This is a genomic window from Streptomyces sp. NPDC001604 (assembly GCF_042893475.1).
GTDB lineage: Bacteria > Actinomycetota > Actinomycetes > Streptomycetales > Streptomycetaceae > Streptomyces.
Genome location: NZ_JBIAUY010000002.1, coordinates 526,241 through 543,984, shown reverse-complemented (window position 1 = coordinate 543,984; position 17,744 = coordinate 526,241). Strand labels below are relative to the sequence as shown.

Here is a 17,744-nt window from a genome sequence, read left to right as displayed (position 1 = left end):
CTCTTCCCTGTGCAGGTCGTGGCTGTGGGGCTTCGGTGCCGAGGTCGGTGGGTCGGAGAGGCGGGCCTGGGTGGCCTACGCTGGGCGGGTGACGAGCCCGGAAGCTGAGCAGGGTGGTGTCGCCGGCGAGGCACAGGCGACGCCCCAGGACGGTGCGCCGCGCCCCGAGGAGCGGCTGGAGCGGGCCGTGCGGGCCGCCGAGCAGGCGCTGATCGAGTACGAGATCGCTGTCGAGACCTTCCGCGTGGAGGTCGAGAACTTCTCCCGGCTGCACCACCAGAAGCTCGGCCCGATGTACGCCCGCCTGGACGAGCTGGACGCGGAGATCGCCGAGGCCAGGGCCGCCCGCACCGGCGACCCGGAGGACCGTCGCAAGGCGGACGAGGCCCGGGCCCGGGTGCTGCCGATGCCCGGCGTCGAGGAGCTGTTCCACGGCTGGATGGACGGGGAGGGGCTCTTCCCGGAGGCTGTGGCGATGCTCACGGACCAGCCCGTGCGGCCTCCGCAGCGGGTGCGCCCCAGCGACGAGGCCCGCAAGCTCTACCGCGAACTGGCCCGCAAGGCCCACCCCGACCTGGCCCAGGACGACACGGAGCGGGCCCGGCGCGAGGAGTTCATCACCCGGGTCAACGCCGCCTACGCCCGTGGTGACGAGACCCTGCTGCGGGAGCTGGCCGAGGAGTGGGCCAAGGGGCCGGCACCGCAGGAGCGCGGTCCGAGCCGCGCCGAGGAGCTCTACGCCCGCCTCGAATGGCTCGCCCAGCGAAAGGAACTGCTCTCGCTGGTCGCCAAGGAACTGGAGGAGAGCGCGATCGGCGCGATGCTCCGGCTGGCACCGGACGATCCCGACCGGCTCCTGGAGGAGATCGCCGAGAAGCTCCTGGCCGATGTCTCCCGGCGCGAGGCGGAGCTGGCCGAGCTGCTGAGGTAGTCCCGCTGCTCGGGCGGACGGTTCCGTGCCCGGCCGCGTCGGGTAGCGTCTTGGGCATGCATTTCGGAGCTGGTGTGCCCACGGTCGAGGTCTCGGACCTCAAGGACGGCGACTTCCTGCTGGACGTCCGCGAGGACGACGAGTGGCAGGCGGGTCACGCCGAAGGGGCGCTGCACATCCCCATCAGTGATTTCGTCGCCCGTTACGGCGAGCTGACCGAGGCCGCGCCGCAGGACGGCCGCGTCAACGTGATCTGCCGTTCCGGCGGTCGCTCGGCGCAGGTCGCGATGTACCTCGTGCAGCAGGGCATCGACGCCGTGAACGTCGACGGCGGCATGCAGGTGTGGGCGGCCGCGGGCCGCCCGGTCGTGACGGACGACGGGCAGCCCGGGTTCGTCCTGTAGCTCGCGGTCGCCGGGGCGGTCAGCCCAGCGGGTGCGCCGCCAGCAGGTCGCCGAGGGCCTCCTCGTGCGCTGCCGACGGGCCGAGCTGCAGCTCCAGGTGCTTGGCCCAGGCGTGGTAGCGGTGCAGCGAGTACTCGACGTCCGCCCCGAAACCGCCGTGCAGATGCTGTGCCGTCTGCACGACCCGCCGTACACCCTCCGACGCCCAGATCTTGGCGACGGCGACGTCACCGGAGGCGGGCAGCACGCCGGGTGCCCCCGAGGCGATCCGCCAGGCGGCCTGCCACAGTGTGGCCTCCATCGCGCGCAGGTCGATGTACCGGTCGGCGGCCTGCACGGCGACGGCCTGGAACGTGGCGACGGGGTATCCGAACTGCTCCCGTTTGCCGGTGTATTCGCTGGTCATCGCGAGCACGCGTTCGCCGAGACCGAGGGCCAGCGCGCAGGTCCCGCAGGTCAGCAGTTCGCGCAGCCACTCCCATGCGCCGTCGGCGTCGATGACGTCACGGGCCGGGATCCGTGCGGCCTCCAGTCGCAGTTCGGCGAGCCGTTCGCCGGTGGTGGAGACCTGATCGCCCAGCCCGACGCCCTGGTGGATGCGGGGGACCACGGCGAGGAGGGTGCGGTCGGCGGCCGTATGGGCGGGTACGAGAACGAAGTCGGCGGTGTGCGCCCACGGCACGGCGGTCTGCACCCCGTCCAGGACCCACCAGTCGCCCTCCTGCCGTGCGGTCACGGCGAGTTCGGCCGGGTCGTGGCCGGTGCGGCCGTTCACGGCGACGGTCAGCACCGCCTCGCCCCGCCCCACGCGGGTGAGCAGCTCGTTCTTCAACTCCTCGCCGCCGTACGCCTGTACGGCCGCGGCGGCCGCGCTGGTCTCCAGCAGCGGAACGCGCGCCAGCACCTTGGCCGACTCCCGCAGCACCAGGCACAGGGCGATGGCGTCCAGGCCCGCCCCGTCGTACTGGGCGGCGAGCAGCAGGCTCAGCAGGTCCGCCTCGGCGAGCCTGGTCCACAGTGCGCGGTCGAAGCCGTCGGCCACGGCGCCGGGGACGAGGGAGGGGCTGGGCACCGCGTCCGGCGCGACCCCGGCGAACACCCCCCGCGCCGCCTCGGCCGCCGCCTGCTGCTCCTCGGTGAAGGTGAAGTCCACGGTCCTGTCCCTCCGGAGGGTCCGCTGATCTGACGGACCGTCAAGATAGAACAGGTTCTAGAAGAAGGGAACGGTCCGCCGACTTTGGAGCCGTGGCCGTGGGTTCAGCGGTCGAAGTCCAGCTCCACCTTCTCCGTCACCGGATGCGACTGGCACGCCAGCACGTATCCCGCCTCCGTCTCCTCCGGTTCCAGCGCAAAGTTGCGGTCCATGCGCACCTCGCCGGTCACCAGGAAGGCCCGGCAGGTGCCGCACACCCCGCCCTTGCAGGCGTAGGGCGCGTCGGGCCGGTTGCGCAGGACCGTCTCCAGCAGCGACTCGCCGTCCTGCACGGGCCAGGTCCCGCCGCGGCCGTCGAGCCGGGCGGTGACCGTGCTGTGCGCGGGGGCGGTCGCGGCCGGCGCGGGGGCGGCGGCGTCCACGTGGAAGATCTCCTCGTGGATGCGCGTGCGCATCACACCGAGCCCGCGCAGGGCCCGCTCGGCCCCCTGGACCAGCCCGAACGGCCCGCACAGGAACCATCCCGCCACCTGCTCCACCGGCAGCAGCGCCGGAAGCAGCTCCGTCAGCCGCTCCTGGTCGAGGCGTCCGGACGGCAGCCCCGCCTGCTGTTCCTCCCGGGACAGCACCGTCACCAGCTGCAGCCGCCCCGGATACCGGTCCTTCAGATCGGCGACCTCGTCCAGGAACATCGTCGAGGCGGCCGTGCGGTCACTGCGTATCAGACAGAACCGGGCCTCCGGCTCACGCGCCAGCAGCGTCGAGACGATCGACAGCACCGGGGTGATGCCGCTGCCGCCGACGATCGCCGCGTACAGGCCGGGCGCGGGGTCGAGGGTGAAGCGGCCGGCCGGGGTCATCACCTCCAGCTCGTCGCCGGCATTGATCTCCTTGAGCGCGTACGTCGAGAAGGCCCCGTCCTCGACCAGGCGCACGCCGACCCGCAGGCTGGTGGGGCCCGCGCCGCCGGGGGCCGGTGCCGGGGAGCAGATCGAGTAGGTGCGCCGTATCTCCTTGCCGTCGACCAGGCGCCGCAGGGCGAGATGCTGGCCCGGGGCGTGCCGGTACTCCTCGCGCAGTTCCTCGGGCACGGTGAGGGTGAGGGCCACGGAGTCGTCGGTGAGCCGGTCGACCGCCGCCACCCGGAGCGTGTGGAAGCGGGCCATCACAGCTCCTTGAAGTGGTCGAAGGGTTCCCGGCAGGACAGACAGCGCCGCAGCGCCTTGCAGGCGGTGGAGGAGAAGCGGCTGAGCAGCTCGGTGTCGGTGCTGCCGCAGTGCGGGCAGTGCACCGGCTCCAGCGTGCGGGTCGGGCCGAGCGACACGGGGACCGGTCCGGAGGCCTCTTGTACGCGCGGGGGTGCTATGCCGAACTCCCGCAGCTTGCGCCGCCCTTCGGGCGTGATGTCGTCCGTCGACCAGGCGGGCCGCAGCACCGTGCGGACGGTGACGTCCCGTATGCCGTGCGCGTGCAGTACTCGCTCTATGTCCAGGGACATCGCCTCGATGGCGGGGCAGCCGGTGTAGGTCGGTGTCAGTTCGACCTCGACGGAGTCCGCGCCGCGCACATGCACCGCGCGCAGGACGCCGAGCTCCTGGAGGGTGAGCACGGGCAGCTCGGGATCGGGCACCGAACCGGCGATCTCGAGGAGTTCGGACTCCAGGGCGGTCGTCGTCACCATGACGCCCCCGGGTGGCTGCGGTGCAGGTGCTGCATCTCGGCGAGCATCCGCCCGAAGGACTCGGTGTGCACGCCCTGACGGCCCGCGCCGGCCGACCACGCCCCGGCGCGCGGCCCCTCGGGGACCGTCAGGGTCGCGCGGTGCAGCACGGCCCGGACGGACTCCAGCCAGGCCGCCTCCATTCCCGCCAGGTCGACATCCAGGCCGTCCACCGGCTGGAACATCTCGCCGGTGAACCGCCACAGGGCCGTGCACGCGCGCTGCATGCGCTCGTGGCCGGTGTCCGTGCCGTCGCCGAGCCGCAGGGTCCACTGCTCGGCGTGGTCGCGGTGGTAGGCGACCTCCTTGACGGCCTTTGCGGCGAGGCCTGCGAACGGACCGTTCGTGGCGGCCAGTTCGGCGTACAGCAGGTGCTGGTAGGTGGAGAAGTAGAGCTGGCGGGCGATGGTGTGGGCGAAGTCGCCGTTCGGCTGTTCCACCAGCTGGAGGTTGCGGAAGGCGCGCTCCTCGCGCAGATACGCCAGTTCGTCCTCGTCGCCCACCGTCGACAGCAGCACGCGGGCCTGGCCCAGCAGGTCCAGCGCGATGTTGGCGAGCGCGACCTCCTCCTCCAGGACAGGTGCATGCCCCGCCCATTCGCCGAGGCGGTGAGAGAGCACCAGGGCGTCGTCGCCGAGGGCGAGGGCGGCGTTCACGGGCACGGTCGTGGTCACAGGTGCTTCACCCCCTCCGGGATCTCATAGAACGTCGGGTGCCGGTACGGCTTGTCGGCGGCCGGCTCGAAGAACGGGTCCTTCTCGTCGGGGGAGGACGCGGTGATCGCGGACGACGGGACGACCCAGATCGAGACGCCCTCACCGCGGCGGGTGTACAGGTCGCGGGCGTTGCGCAGGGCGAACTCCGCGTCCGGCGCGTGCAGGCTGCCGGCGTGGGTGTGCGAGAGGCCGCGGCGTGAGCGCACGAAGACCTCCCACAGGGGCCAGTCGGTGTTCGTCATGCTCGCGTCGCTCCTGTCTCGCCGGGCTTGCTCGTCCCACCCGTGCCGCTCGTGTGCTTGGCCGCGTATGCCGCGGCCGACTCCCGCACCCACGCACCTTCTTCGTGCGCGCGCCTGCGCTGGGTGAGCCGCTGCTCGTTGCACGGGCCGTTGCCCTTGAGGACCTCTTTGAACTCCGTCCAGTCGATCGGGCCGAAGTCGTAGTGCCCCCGCTCCTCGTTCCACTTCAGGTCCGGGTCGGGGAGGGTGAGGCCCAGGGACTCGGCCTGCGGGACGCAGATGTCGACGAAGCGCTGGCGCAGCTCGTCGTTGGAATGCCGCTTGATCTTCCACGTCATCGACTGCGCGGAGTGCGCCGACTCGTCGTCGGGCGGACCGAACATCATCAGGGACGGCCACCACCAGCGGTTCACCGCGTCCTGCGCCATCTCCCGCTGCTGCGGGGTGCCGCGACCGAGAGCCAGCAGCAGCTCGTACCCCTGGCGCTGGTGGAAGGACTCCTCCTTGCAGATGCGGATCATCGCGCGCGCGTACGGGCCGTAGGAGCAGCGGCACAGCGGGACCTGGTTGGTGATCGCGGCGCCGTCCACCAGCCAGCCGATCGCGCCGACGTCCGCCCAGGTCAGCGTCGGGTAGTTGAAGATCGACGAGTACTTCTGGCGGCCGGAGTGGAGCTTGTCGAGCAGCTCGTCACGGCTGGTTCCGAGGGTCTCGGCCGCGCTGTACAGGTAGAGCCCGTGCCCGGCTTCGTCCTGGACCTTGGCCATCAGGATCGCCTTGCGGCGCAGGGAGGGCGCGCGGGTGATCCAGTTGGCCTCCGGCTGCATGCCGATGATCTCGGAGTGGGCGTGCTGCGCCATCTGCCGGACCAGCGTCGCGCGATAGGCGTCGGGCATCCAGTCGCGCGGCTCGATGCGCTCGTCGGCGGCCACTGCGGCGTCGAAGGCGCGCTCGTACGCACCGGTGCCGTCGGTGTCCTCCGCGGTGCCGTACGCCTGGTGCGCGGCTGCTGTCGCCATGCGGTCCCCCTCGACCTGGGCTCTGTCCGGAGCTGGCTCCCGACCGATCGTTCGGTTCGTGCGATTCCATGGTGGGACGGGCGCCGTAAGGTGTCAACCGCTGTGGAAAACTTGCGCGCGTGTCCTGTGGACAAGTGGGGCGACCTCGCGTATGCCGCGCCGAGCTCGGCCCGATGGGGGCTGTGCCGGGCGGGCGGGCCTGAGTACCGTGCCCCTGCGAGTGCGGTGGTGGATCGGGAGACGGGGCGGAATGGACGCGTACGGCACAGACTCGGACGCCCGGCAGGGGCCGGACGGGCCGGGCAGGTCGGGCGGTGCGCCCGAGCCGGATGCTCCGCCCGGGCCGTTCGGTCCGCCCGAACCGGGCAGATCACCCGCGCAGGACAGTCCGCCCCGGCCGGCCGGACCGAACTCGGCGGACGAAGGGCAGGAAGCCTCACCGGACGCTGCCGTGCTTGATTCCGGCGCCTCGGCCTGCTCGACGGCTCCTGCGCCTGGCCCGTACGCCGAACCCCGCACCGGGGTGGCCGCTCTCTCCCTGCGCTACCAGATCGGCGCCGCGCTGACGCTCGCCGTCGTCGCGGTCCTCGTCTGTGTGCATATCGGGATGGTCTTTCTGCACGTCGCGCCCTCGAACACGCTGACCAAGACGCACGGCAAGGCGATCGACGACTGGATCTACCCGGAGTTCGAGCAGAACTGGAAGCTGTTCGCGCCGAATCCGCTGCAGCAGAACATCGCGGTCCAGGTGCGCGCCGAGGTGCAGGAGGAGAACGGCGAGGTGCGGACCACCGGCTGGTACGACCTGTCCGCCGAGGACGGGCAGGCCATCGACGGCAATCTGGTGCCCAGCCACACCCAGCAGAACGAGCTGCGCCGGGCCTGGGACTTCTTCGTCTCCACGCACGACGGCAACAACCGTCCGGTGGGGCTGCGCGGCGCCCTGTCCGAGACGTATCTGCGGCGCATAGTGGTGCTCCGCCTGGACCGCGACGACGCGTCCGGGAGGGGCGGGGTCATCGATCAGGTGCAGGTACGTTCCCGTACCACCAATGTGCCCCCGCCCAAGTGGAGCACTGAGAAGATCTCCGACAAACCCATGGACCGCGTGCTGCCCTGGTGGCCGGTCACGGCCGCCGACACCGACGGAGGCGCCCGGTGAACCGCTTGGCCCTCTCGGTCTCCTCCGCCATCGCCCGCATCACCGAATCGCCGCTCGGCCGCTACCAGTCCGCCGTGATCCGCATCGGCTTCAGTACGACCTGGCTGCTGTTCCTGCTGCGCGAGTTTCCCCATCGCGAGGAGCTGTACGGCCCCGGCAGCCCGTGGAGCTGGGACCTCGCCCAGCAGCTGATCGCGTCCAACAGTGCCTTCACGGCCCTGATGTGGTCGGACGGCCGGGGCTGGTTCGAGTTCGTCTACGTGCTCGCCGCGCTGTCGAGCGTCCTGCTGCTGCTCGGCTGGCGCACCCGCACCATGTCCGTGCTGTTCATGATCGGTGTGCTCTCGCTGCAGAACCGCAGCGTGTTCATGGGGGACGGCGGCGACAACGTCCTGCACCTGATGTCCGTGTACCTCGTCTTCACGCGCTGCGGCCAGGTCTGGTCGCTGGACGCACGGCGGGCGGAGCGTGCGCGTCGGGCACGCGCGCGTGGAGAGCAGGTTTCCGACCGGGTCGGCCCGGCGCTGTGGGTCGTGCTCGGGTGCGCGCTGATCGCGGTGACGGCCGGTGGGCGGTTCGACGGTGCCGACCCGACCGTGCCGGTGATCCTGTGGGGGGTCTGGCTCGCGCAGGCCGTGGGGTGGCTGGTCGGGCGCCGGGCGAAGAGCGGGGAGCCGGGGATCCTGCTGGACGTCGTCGGCAACATCGTGCACAACGGCGCCCTCTTCGTGATCATGACGGAGGCCTGTCTGATCTACGCGACGGCCGGCTGGTACAAGATCCAGGGCACGCGCTGGCAGGACGGCACCGCGGTCTACTACCCCCTCCACCTCGACTACTTCTCGCCCTGGCCCGGGCTCGCCGACCTGCTGGCGTCCAGCGGCACGATGGTGATGCTCGTGACGTACGGGACTGTCATCGTGCAGGTCGCCTTCCCGTTCACGCTGTTCAACCGGCGGGTCAAGAACGTCCTGCTGGCGGTCATGATGACCGAGCACGCCGTGATCGCCGTCGTCCTCGGGCTGCCCTTCTTCTCGCTGGCGATGATCGCGACGGATGCGGTGTTCCTGCCGACGTCGCTGCTGCACCGCCTCGGCGGCTGGGCGGCACGCGCGCGTGGCCGCGTCCTCGCCCGCACCGGCCGTACCACGCCGTCCGGGCCGCGCGCCCCGGAGAGCCCCGAGCCCACACAGGTGGGCTCCACGGCGTGAGCCCTGTGACGCGCGCGCCCGTGCTCCCGGCGTGAGCCCTGCGCCCGTCCTGCGCGGCGTGAGCCCTGCTCCCGTGCGCGTGGGCCGCATGCCGTGACTGAGTGCACTGCCGACCCGGACCGCTTGGCGCGGGATGGCCGGCGCGCGTGGCCGGGTCCTCGCCCGCGTCGGGCGTTCGACGCGGGCCGGGCCGCGCGCCGGAGAGCCCCGTGCCGACGCAGGCGGCGTGAGCCCTGGAGCCAGTGCTCCACGGCGTGCCCCGCTCCCGCGCGCACGTAGGCTGCACGCCATGACCGAAGCCGTCCCCGACCCCGTGACCGCCTGGCGCCGGATCGCCGGTACCTGTGTGCTGCTCGACGGGTTCCACGCCCTCAAGCACGCCGTGCGTTTCGGAGCCGAGGTCCCGGTGGCGGTCACCGCCGACCGGGAGGCGGCGCTCGCCCTCGCCGACGAGCTGGCCCCCGATGTGCGGGACGCGCTGGCCGGCCTGCTCACGGAGGTGCCGGAGGCGACGTACCGGAACCTGGTGCCGCGCCCGCATCCCACCGCCGTCGCCGCCTTGGCCGTACGACCGTCCCGTGCGGCCCATCTGGAGAAGCTCGCGCACACCCCGCGCACGGCCCCCGTCGTGGTCCTCGACAACCCGCGCAACCTCGGCAACGCGGGCGCCGTGATCCGGCTGGCCGCCGGTCTCGGTGCTATCGGTGTGGTCACCACCGGCACCCTCGACCCCTGGCACCCCACGGTGGTGCGCGGCGGAGCGGGGCTGCACTTCGCGACCGCCGTGGAACGCCTGGCCGTCGACGAGCTGCCGGCGGGACCGCTGTTCGCCCTGGACCCGGAGGGCGACGACATCCGGGGCGTCAAGCTCCCGGACGACGCCGTCCTCGCGTTCGGCTCCGAGCGCAGCGGCCTGTCCGCGGAACTACGCGCGCGTACCGACCACTTGCTGTCGCTGCCGATGCGCCCCCAGGTCTCCAGCTACAACCTCGCGACCAGTGTGGCCATGACGCTGTACCACTGGAGCGCGACGGGGGGCGCGTTCAGCTCCTAGGCCTCGCGGCGCACCTCGACCACCCGGAAGCGGTTCGCGACGAACGCACCGTCGCACAGCGCCGAGTTGGCCGCCGGGTTGCCCCCGGAGCCGTGGAAGTCCGAGAACGCGGCCGTCTGGTTCACGTACACCCCGCCCGTGAGGTTCAGCGACAGCTGGGCCGCCTCCTCCAGGCAGACCTCCTGGACCGTACGCTCGACCTCCTCGTCGGTCGTGTACGCGCCGACCGTCATCGCGCCCTTCTCACGGATCGTGCGGCGCAGCAGCTCCGCGCCCTCCGCGGCCGAGTCGACCGCGACGGCGAAGGAGACCGGGCCGAAGCACTCGCTCATGTAGGCGGCCTCGTCGTCGGGCTTGGCGCCGTCCAGCTTCACGATCACCGGCGTGCGCACCACCGCGTCCGGGAACTCCGGGTTGCTGATCTCCCTGGAGGCCAGGGCGACTTCACCGAGACCGGCAGCCGCCTCCAGCCGGGCCTTCACGTCCGGGTTGACGATCGCGCCGAGCAGGGCGTTCGCGCGCGCGTCGTCGCCGAGGAGACCGTCGACCGAGCGGGCGAGGTCGGCGACCACCTCGTCGAAGGTCTTGGGGCCCTCGTCGGTGCGGATGCCGTCGCGGGGGATCAGCAGGTTCTGCGGGGTCGTGCACATCTGGCCGCTGTACAGGGACAGCGAGAAGGCCAGGTTGGAGAGCATGCCCTTGTAGTTCGCGGTGGAGTCGACCAGCACCGTGTTGACGCCGGCCTTCTCCGTGTAGACCTGCGCCTGGCGGGCATTGGCCTCCAGCCAGTCGCCGAACGCCGTCGAGCCCGTGTAGTCGATGATCCGGATCTCCGGGCGCGTGGCCAGCGTCTTCGCGATGCCCTCGCCCGGCCGCTCGGCCGCCAGCGCCACCAGGTTCGGGTCGAAGCCCGCCTCGGCGAGGACCTGGCGGGCGACCTGCACGGTGAGCGCGAGCGGCAGCACCGCGCGCGGGTGGGGCTTCACCAGGACCGCGTTGCCGGTGGCCAGGGACGCGAACAGGCCCGGGTAGCCGTTCCACGTCGGGAAGGTGTTGCAGCCGATCACCAGCGCGATCCCGCGCGGGACCGGCGTGAACTGCTTGGTGAGCGCAAGCGGGTCGCGCTTGCCCTGGGGCTTGGTCCACTCCGCGGTGTCGGGGGTGCGGACCTGCTCCACGTACGCGTACGCCACCGCCTCCAGACCGCGGTCCTGGGCGTGCGGGCCGCCCGCCTGGAACGCCATCATGAAGGCCTGGCCGGAGGTGTGCATGACCGCGTGCGCGAACTCGTGCGTCCGGTCGCTGATCCGCTTCAGGATCTCCAGACACACCACCGCGCGCGCCTCCGCGCCGGCGTCGCGCCACGCGCGCTGTCCAGCCTTCATGGCGGGCAGCAGCTCGTCGACGTCCGCATGCGGGTAGGTCACGCCCAGCTCGATGCCGTACGGCGATACCTCGGCGCCCACCCAGTCGTCCGTGCCGGGCTGGCCGAGGTCGAGGCGGGTGCCCAGCAGGGCGTCGAAGGCGGCCTTGCCCGCGGCCGCGTCCAGGCTGCCGTTCTCGCCGTACGCCTTGGGGTGTTCGGGGTGCGGGGACCAGTACGCGCGCGTGCGGATCGCTTCCAGCGCCTGGTCGAGGGTGGGCCGGTGCTTGGCGATCAGGTCGCGGGTGGTCAGTTCGGCGGCCATGCGGGACCAACTCCTCGTCTTGAGAACTCTTCGTCGAGCTCATGACCTGGCAGAAACATGGGCAGGAACAGCCGGTCAGAGTTAGAGTAACCGAACGATCGGTCGGGACAAGGGGGCCTGCCGCATCTGTGGAAAACCCCGTGCGGGAGGATCGCGCACATGACAGCACTCGACCTCAGCAGCCCCGTGGCCGTCGTCGGCACCGGCACCATGGGCCAGGGCATCGCCCAGGTCGCGCTGGTCGCAGGCCATCGCGTACGGCTGTACGACGCCGCTGCCGGGCGCGCCTCCCAGGCGGCCGCGGCGATCGGCGCCCGCCTCGACCGGCTCGTCGAGAAGGACCGGCTCACAGCCGCCGACCGGGACGCGGCACGTGAGCGTCTGCTGCCCGCCGAGAGCCTCTCCGAGCTCGCCGACTGCTCCCTGGTCGTCGAAGCCGTCCTGGAGCAGCTGGACGCCAAGCAGGCCCTGCTGCGCGAGCTGGAGGACATCGTCGCCGAGGACTGTCTGCTCGCGACCAACACCTCCTCCCTGTCCGTCACCGCCATCGGCGGGGCCCTGCGCCACCCCGGGCGCTTCGTCGGCCTGCACTTCTTCAACCCCGCTCCGCTGCTCCCCCTCGTCGAGGTCGTCTCCGGGTTCGCCACCGACGTCTCGTCGGCCACGCGCGCGTACGAGATGGCGCGCGCCTGGGGCAAGACACCGGTCGCCTGCGCCGACACCCCCGGCTTCATCGTGAACCGCATCGCCCGGCCCTTCTACGCCGAGGCCTTCGCCGTGTACGAGGCCCAGGGCGCCGACCCCGCCACCATCGACGCGGTCCTGCGCGAGTCGGGCGGCTTCAGGATGGGCGCCTTCGAACTGACCGACCTCATCGGGCAGGACGTCAACGAGTCCGTCACCCACTCCGTGTGGCGGTCCTTCTTCCAGGACGTGCGCTTCACTCCCTCGCTCGCCCAGCGGCGCCTGGTCGAGTCGGGCCGGCTCGGCCGCAAGAGCGGTCGGGGCTGGTACGAGTACGGGGACGATGCCGAGCGTCCCGAGCCGCACACCGCGGAGCCCGCGCAGCCGCCCGCGTACGTCGTCGTCGAGGGCGACCTGGGCCCCGCCTCCGAGCTGCTCGCGCTGATCCGCGAGGCGGGCATCGCCGTGCGCGAGGAGGAAGAGGACCACGGCACCCGGCTGGTGCTGCCGAGCGGCGGCCAGCTGGCGCTCGCCGACGGCCAGACCTCCGTCGAGTTCCGCGACGTCGTCTACTTCGACCTCGCCCTCGACTACCGGCGCGCCACCCGTATCGCCCTGTCCGCCTCCCAGGACACCTCGCCGGCGACCCTCGCCGAGGCCACCGGCCTCTTCCAGGCGCTCGGCAAGGACGTCAGCGTCATCGGCGACGTCCCCGGCATGATCGTCGCCCGCACGGTCGCCCGGATCGTCGACCTCGCGCACGACGCCGTCGCCAAGGGGGTGGCCACCGAGGAGGACATCGACACCGCGATGCGCCTGGGCGTCAACTACCCGCTCGGTCCCTTCGAGTGGAGCCGCAGGCTCGGCCGCAACTGGGCGTACGCCCTCCTCGACGACCTGCACCTGCGCGACCCCTCGGGGCGCTATGCGCCCTCCCTCGCGCTGTACCGGCACGCGTACGCCTCCGACAAGCGGGAGGGCAGCCAGTCATGACCACCGCCAAGCGCGACACGTACACCCCGGAGACGCTGCTGTCCGTCGCCGTCCAGGTCTTCAACGAGCGCGGCTACGACGGCACCTCCATGGAGCACCTCTCCAAGGCGGCCGGCATCTCCAAGTCGTCGATCTACCACCATGTGGCCGGCAAGGAGGAACTGCTGCGCCGGGCCGTCAGCCGGGCGCTCGACGGCCTCTTCGGGATCCTCGACGAGGAGCACGCGCGCGTGGGGCGTGCCGCCGACCGGCTCGAGTACGTCGTGCGCCGCATGGTCGAGGTGCTGATCGGCGAACTGCCCTATGTGACGCTGCTGCTGCGGGTGCGCGGCAACACGGGCACCGAGCGGTGGGCCCTGGAGCGGCGCCGCGAGTTCGACCACCAGGTGGCGGAGCTGCTGAAGGCGGCGGCCGCCGACGGGGACGTACGCGGTGACGTGGAGGTGCGGCTCGCCACCCGGCTCGTCTTCGGGATGATCAACTCGATCGTCGAGTGGTACCGGCCCGACGGGCGGGGCATGAACGAGCGCGAAGTGGCCGACGCAGTCGTGCAGTTGGTCTTCGGAGGGCTCCGCAAGGAGGCCTGAGCGGCTTCGCCGGGCCTGAGAGGCATCGCAGGGGACCTGGAGCCGCAGGTCTCAGCCCTGCGGCTCCAGGTCCTCCTCCTCGAACACCAGCAGCGTGCGCGTGCTCAGCACTTCCGGCATCGCCTGCAGCCGGGTGAGCACCAGCTCGCGCAGCGCCCTGTTGTCCGAGGTGTGCACCAGCAGCAGCACGTCGAAATCACCGCCCACCAGGGCGATGTGGGAGGCCCCCGGCAGCTGTCTGAGCTGCTCGCGCACCGTGCGCCAGGAGTTCTGGACGATCTTCAGGGTGATGTACGCCGAGGTGCCCTGACCTGCGCGCTCATGGTTGACGCGGGCTCCGAAGCCACGGATGACGCCGTCCTCGATGAGGCGGTTGATGCGCGCATAGGCGTTGGCGCGTGAGACATGCACCCGTTCCGCGACCGACCTTATGGATGCGCGGCCGTCCGCCTGGAGCATCTGGAGGATGTCCAGATCGATGGCGTCGAGCGGACGCGGGAGCGGTAGGGGACTTCCGCCTTCCGGCCCTTCGGCCATTTGTTCAGGTGCCATGTCCCCCCGCCTCCCTACCATGGACGTACTGCGTTCATTCCAGGCTGTGGAGAACCGTTTGTCCACAGCCTGAAGGTGCCTGTAGCCAAAATGTGCCGACGACCGAACAATCGGTAGGTGAGGCGCATCACACCCGTGGCGCGCCTGAAGCCGCTCCCACGAGGAGGTGCCGTCATGACGGTCATGGAGCAGCGGGGCGGGTATCGGCCATCGCCGCCCCCCGCCTGGCAGCCCCGCACCGACCCCGCGCCGCTGCTGCCCGACGCGGAGCCCTACCGCGTCCTCGGCACCGAGGCCGCCGCGAAGGCCGACCCGGCCCTGCTGCGCCGCCTGTACGCCGAGCTGGTGCGCGGGCGCAGGTACAACGTGCAGGCGACCGCCCTCACCAAGCAGGGCCGCCTCGCCGTCTACCCCTCCAGCACCGGCCAGGAGGCCTGCCAGGTCGCCGCCGCGCTCGCCCTCGAGGACCGCGACTGGCTCTTCCCCAGCTACCGCGACACGCTTGCCGCCGTCGCCCGCGGCCTCGACCCCGTCCAGGCGCTCACCCTGCTGCGCGGCGACTGGCACACCGGCTACGACCCGCACGAACACCGCGTGGCTCCCCTGTGCACCCCCCTGGCCACCCAGCTCCCGCACGCCGTCGGCCTCGCGCACGCCGCCCGCCTCAAGGGCGACGACGTGGTGGCGCTCGCCCTGGTCGGCGACGGCGGCTCCAGCGAGGGCGACTTCCACGAGGCGCTGAACTTCGCCGCCGTCTGGCAGGCCCCGGTGGTCTTCCTGGTCCAGAACAACGGCTTCGCCATCTCCGTCCCGCTCGCCAAGCAGACCGCGGCCCCGTCGCTGGCCCACAAGGCCGTCGGCTACGGCATGCCCGGCCGCCTGGTCGACGGCAACGACGCGGCCGCCGTGCACGAGGTCCTCACCGACGCCGTGCGCCGCGCCCGCGAGGGCGGCGGCCCCACCCTGATCGAGGCGATCACCTACCGCATCGACGCCCACACCAACGCCGACGACGCGACCCGCTACCGCGGCGACACCGAGGTCGAGGCCTGGCGCGCCCACGACCCCATCGCGCTCCTGGAGCACGAACTGACCGAGCGCGGCCTCCTCGACGAGGACGGCATACGGGCCGCTCGCGACGGGGCCGAGACCATGGCCGCCGACCTGCGTGAGCGCATGAACCAGGACCCGGTGCTCGACCCCATGGACCTGTTCGCCCATGTGTACGCCGAGCCCACCGGGCAACTGCGCGAACAGCGGGCCCAGTTGCAGGCGGAGCTGCACGCGGAACAGGAAGGCGGGCACTGATGACCACCGTCGCCCTCAAGCCGGCCACCATGGCGCAGGCGCTCACGCGCGCGCTGCGCGACGCCATGGCCGCCGACCCCACCGTGCACGTCATGGGTGAGGACGTCGGCACCCTCGGCGGTGTCTTCCGCGTCACCGACGGCCTCGCCAAGGAGTTCGGCGAGGACCGCTGCACGGACACCCCGCTGGCCGAGGCGGGCATCCTCGGCACCGCGGTCGGCATGGCGATGTACGGCCTGCGCCCGGTCGTGGAGATGCAGTTCGACGCGTTCGCCTACCCGGCGTTCGAGCAGCTGATCTCGCACGTGTCCCGGATGCGCAACCGCACCCGCGGCGCGATGCCCCTCCCGCTCACCATCCGCGTCCCCTACGGCGGCGGCATCGGCGGCGTCGAGCACCACAGCGACTCCTCCGAGGCGTACTACATGGCGACTCCGGGGCTCCATGTCGTCACGCCCGCCACCGTCGCCGACGCCTACGGCCTGCTGCGTGCCGCCATCGCCTCCGACGACCCGGTCGTCTTCCTCGAACCCAAGCGCCTGTACTGGTCCAAGGACTCCTGGAACCCGGAGCACCCGACGGACGTTGAACCGATAGGCCGCGCGGTGGTGCGGCGCTCGGGCCGGAGCGCCACGCTCATCACGTACGGACCGTCGGTTCCCGTCTGCCTCGAAGCCGCCGAGGCCGCGCGAGCCGAGGGCTGGGACCTCGAAGTCGTCGACCTGCGCTCCCTGGTGCCGTTCGACGACGAGACGGTCTGCGCCTCGGTACGGCGGACCGGCCGCGCGGTCGTCGTGCACGAGTCGGGCGGGTTCGGCGGCCCGGGCGGGGAGATCGCGGCCCGTGTCACCGAGCGCTGCTTCCACCACCTGGAGGCGCCGGTGCTGCGCGTGGCAGGCTTCGACATCCCCTACCCGCCGCCGATGCTGGAGCGCCACCACCTGCCCGGCGTGGACCGCATCCTGGATGCCGTGGGGCGTCTGCAGTGGGAGGCCGAGAGCTGATGGCACAGGTGTTGGAGTTCAAGCTCCCCGACCTCGGGGAGGGACTCACCGAGGCGGAGATCGTCCGCTGGCTGGTGGAGGTCGGCGACGTCGTCGCGGTCGACCAGCCGGTCGTCGAGGTCGAGACGGCCAAGGCACTGGTCGACGTGCCCTGCCCCTACGGCGGTGTGGTCACCGCCCGCTTCGGCGAGGAGGGCACCGAACTGCCCGTCGGCGCACCCCTGTTGACGGTCGCGGTCGGACCGGCGGCTTCAGGGGGCGAGAGCGAGGGCTCGGGCAACGTGCTGGTGGGATACGGCACTTCGGAGGCGCCCGCGCGACGCCGGAGGGTACGGCCGGGACAGCCGGCGCCCGCCGCGCCGCGGGAGGCGAACGGGAGCTCCGGCGCACGCGAGGCGGCGGACGGACCCGTCCCCGTGATCTCGCCGCTGGTGCGCAGGCTCGCCCGGCAGAACGGCCTGGACCTCAAGGAGATGACGGGCTCAGGACCCGACGGGCTGATCCTGCGCGCCGACGTCGAGTACGCGCTGCGTGCCGCCGAGGCACAGGGACGGACGGCCGAGCCGGCCGCCGAACCCCAGCCGCCCGCGCCGGCCCCCACCGCGGCACCCGGCACCGGCCTCCGCACCCCCCTCAAGGGCATCCGGGGCGCCGTCGCCGACAAGCTCTCCCGCAGCCGCCGCGAGATACCGGACGCGACCTGCTGGGTGGACGCCGACGCGACCGAGCTCATGCGCGCCCGTGCCGCCATGAACGCGGCAGGCGGGCCGAAGATCTCCCTCCTCGCCCTGCTGGCCCGCATCTGCACCGCCGCTCTCGCCCGCTTCCCCGAGCTCAACTCCACGGTGGACATGCAGGCCAGGGAGGTCGTCCAGCTCGACCAGGTGCACCTCGGTTTCGCCGCGCAGACCGAGCGCGGCCTCGTCGTCCCGGTCGTACGGGACGCACACGCGCGGGACGCCGAAGCGCTCACCGCCGAGTTCGCCCGGCTGACCGAGGCGGCCCGCACGGGCAGCCTCACACCCGGAGAACTCACCGGCGGCACCTTCACCTTGAACAACTACGGCGTGTTCGGTGTCGATGGGTCCACGCCGATCATCAACCACCCCGAGGCGGCCATGCTCGGCGTCGGCCGCATCGTCCCCAAGCCGTGGGTGCACGAGGGCGAGCTCGCCGTACGGCAGGTCGTCCAGCTCTCGCTCACCTTCGACCACCGGGTGTGCGACGGCGGCACGGCGGGCGGCTTCCTGCGGTATGTGGCGGACTGCGTGGAACAGCCGGCGGTCCTGCTGCGCACACTGTGACGAGGAGGACGC

At 71.9% G+C, this 17,744-nt stretch carries 18 protein-coding genes; 10 read left to right on the top strand and 8 right to left on the bottom strand.

Annotated features, from left to right (window positions below; genetic code table 11):
* Window positions 1-88 precede the first annotated feature (88 nt).
* Together ACFY1E_RS07720 and ACFY1E_RS07715 are read left to right on the top strand one after the other, a co-directional pair.
* On the top strand, window positions 89-931 hold the full coding sequence (locus tag ACFY1E_RS07720) for a J domain-containing protein (RefSeq protein ID WP_389072677.1): 843 nt from the start codon (window positions 89-91) through the stop codon (window positions 929-931).
* Window positions 932-1,005: 74 nt separating this feature from the next.
* A complete protein-coding gene (locus ACFY1E_RS07715; protein WP_389073357.1) occupies window positions 1,006-1,335 on the top strand; it encodes a rhodanese-like domain-containing protein in 330 nt (109 codons plus the stop codon).
* Window positions 1,336-1,354: 19 nt separating this feature from the next.
* On the opposite strand, the gene ACFY1E_RS07710 is transcribed toward ACFY1E_RS07715, so the two are convergent.
* From ACFY1E_RS07710 to paaA, 6 genes are all read right to left on the bottom strand, one after another.
* Window positions 1,355-2,488 carry an acyl-CoA dehydrogenase family protein gene (locus ACFY1E_RS07710; protein ID WP_389072675.1) on the bottom strand — a complete coding sequence of 378 codons (1,134 nt, stop codon included), beginning with the start codon at window positions 2,486-2,488 and terminating at the stop codon, window positions 1,355-1,357.
* Between the two features lie 104 nt (window positions 2,489-2,592).
* Window positions 2,593-3,654, bottom strand: a complete 1,062-nt coding sequence (locus tag ACFY1E_RS07705) for a 2Fe-2S iron-sulfur cluster-binding protein (RefSeq protein WP_389072672.1) — start codon at window positions 3,652-3,654, stop codon at window positions 2,593-2,595.
* The gene (paaD, locus tag ACFY1E_RS07700) at window positions 3,654-4,169 is read right to left on the bottom strand and encodes a 1,2-phenylacetyl-CoA epoxidase subunit PaaD (RefSeq protein WP_389072669.1); all 516 of its coding nucleotides are present in this window, start codon (window positions 4,167-4,169) and stop codon (window positions 3,654-3,656) included. The genes ACFY1E_RS07705 and paaD overlap by 1 nt, the downstream gene beginning before the upstream one ends.
* Window positions 4,163-4,882: a 1,2-phenylacetyl-CoA epoxidase subunit PaaC gene (gene paaC / locus ACFY1E_RS07695; RefSeq protein WP_389072666.1), complete on the bottom strand. Its 720-nt coding sequence runs from the start codon at window positions 4,880-4,882 to the stop codon at window positions 4,163-4,165. The genes paaD and paaC overlap by 7 nt, the downstream gene beginning before the upstream one ends.
* Window positions 4,879-5,166 (bottom strand): 1,2-phenylacetyl-CoA epoxidase subunit PaaB, encoded by a 288-nt coding sequence (gene paaB / locus ACFY1E_RS07690; protein WP_057606276.1) that lies wholly within the window; start codon window positions 5,164-5,166, stop codon window positions 4,879-4,881. The genes paaC and paaB overlap by 4 nt, the downstream gene beginning before the upstream one ends.
* Window positions 5,163-6,185, bottom strand: a complete 1,023-nt coding sequence (paaA, locus tag ACFY1E_RS07685; RefSeq protein WP_389072664.1) for a 1,2-phenylacetyl-CoA epoxidase subunit PaaA — start codon at window positions 6,183-6,185, stop codon at window positions 5,163-5,165. Before paaA ends, paaB begins: the two co-directional genes overlap by 4 nt.
* Window positions 6,186-6,435: 250 nt before the next feature.
* Here paaA and ACFY1E_RS07680 point away from each other — a divergent pair, with 250 nt between their 5' ends.
* The 3 genes from ACFY1E_RS07680 to ACFY1E_RS07670 all read left to right on the top strand — a co-directional run bounded on the left by ACFY1E_RS07680 (window position 6,436) and on the right by ACFY1E_RS07670 (window position 9,612).
* Window positions 6,436-7,347 (top strand): DUF5819 family protein, encoded by a 912-nt coding sequence (locus ACFY1E_RS07680; protein WP_389072662.1) that lies wholly within the window; start codon window positions 6,436-6,438, stop codon window positions 7,345-7,347.
* The gene (locus tag ACFY1E_RS07675; protein ID WP_389072659.1) at window positions 7,344-8,558 is read left to right on the top strand and encodes an HTTM domain-containing protein; all 1,215 of its coding nucleotides are present in this window, start codon (window positions 7,344-7,346) and stop codon (window positions 8,556-8,558) included. The genes ACFY1E_RS07680 and ACFY1E_RS07675 overlap by 4 nt, the downstream gene beginning before the upstream one ends.
* A 289-nt stretch (window positions 8,559-8,847) precedes the next feature.
* Window positions 8,848-9,612, top strand: coding sequence for a TrmH family RNA methyltransferase (locus ACFY1E_RS07670; protein ID WP_389072657.1), 765 nt, complete (start codon window positions 8,848-8,850; stop codon window positions 9,610-9,612).
* Here the strand turns inward: ACFY1E_RS07670 and paaN are convergent.
* A complete protein-coding gene (gene paaN / locus ACFY1E_RS07665) occupies window positions 9,609-11,300 on the bottom strand; it encodes a phenylacetic acid degradation protein PaaN (RefSeq protein ID WP_389072655.1) in 1,692 nt (563 codons plus the stop codon). The two genes, ACFY1E_RS07670 and paaN, sit on opposite strands and share 4 nt — an antisense overlap.
* A gap of 159 nt (window positions 11,301-11,459) precedes the next feature.
* On the opposite strand from paaN, the gene ACFY1E_RS07660 reads away from it, so the two are divergent.
* Together ACFY1E_RS07660 and ACFY1E_RS07655 are read left to right on the top strand one after the other, a co-directional pair.
* Window positions 11,460-12,977 (top strand): 3-hydroxyacyl-CoA dehydrogenase, encoded by a 1,518-nt coding sequence (locus ACFY1E_RS07660; protein ID WP_389072653.1) that lies wholly within the window; start codon window positions 11,460-11,462, stop codon window positions 12,975-12,977.
* Window positions 12,974-13,564, top strand: coding sequence for a TetR/AcrR family transcriptional regulator (locus tag ACFY1E_RS07655; RefSeq protein ID WP_389072650.1), 591 nt, complete (start codon window positions 12,974-12,976; stop codon window positions 13,562-13,564). Before ACFY1E_RS07660 ends, ACFY1E_RS07655 begins: the two co-directional genes overlap by 4 nt.
* A 51-nt stretch (window positions 13,565-13,615) precedes the next feature.
* Here the strand turns inward: ACFY1E_RS07655 and ACFY1E_RS07650 are convergent, their stop codons facing one another.
* Window positions 13,616-14,101 (bottom strand): Lrp/AsnC family transcriptional regulator, encoded by a 486-nt coding sequence (locus ACFY1E_RS07650; RefSeq protein WP_389073355.1) that lies wholly within the window; start codon window positions 14,099-14,101, stop codon window positions 13,616-13,618.
* Window positions 14,102-14,290: 189 nt separating this feature from the next.
* On the opposite strand from ACFY1E_RS07650, the gene pdhA reads away from it, so the two are divergent.
* From pdhA to ACFY1E_RS07635, 3 genes are read left to right on the top strand one after another with little or no spacing between them, the layout of a single operon-like run.
* The gene (gene pdhA, locus ACFY1E_RS07645) at window positions 14,291-15,424 is read left to right on the top strand and encodes a pyruvate dehydrogenase (acetyl-transferring) E1 component subunit alpha (RefSeq protein WP_389072648.1); all 1,134 of its coding nucleotides are present in this window, start codon (window positions 14,291-14,293) and stop codon (window positions 15,422-15,424) included.
* The gene (locus ACFY1E_RS07640) at window positions 15,424-16,428 is read left to right on the top strand and encodes an alpha-ketoacid dehydrogenase subunit beta (RefSeq protein WP_344403137.1); all 1,005 of its coding nucleotides are present in this window, start codon (window positions 15,424-15,426) and stop codon (window positions 16,426-16,428) included. The genes pdhA and ACFY1E_RS07640 overlap by 1 nt, the downstream gene beginning before the upstream one ends.
* Window positions 16,428-17,732, top strand: coding sequence for a dihydrolipoamide acetyltransferase family protein (locus ACFY1E_RS07635; RefSeq protein ID WP_389072645.1), 1,305 nt, complete (start codon window positions 16,428-16,430; stop codon window positions 17,730-17,732). The genes ACFY1E_RS07640 and ACFY1E_RS07635 overlap by 1 nt, the downstream gene beginning before the upstream one ends.
* Window positions 17,733-17,744: the final 12 nt, after the last annotated feature.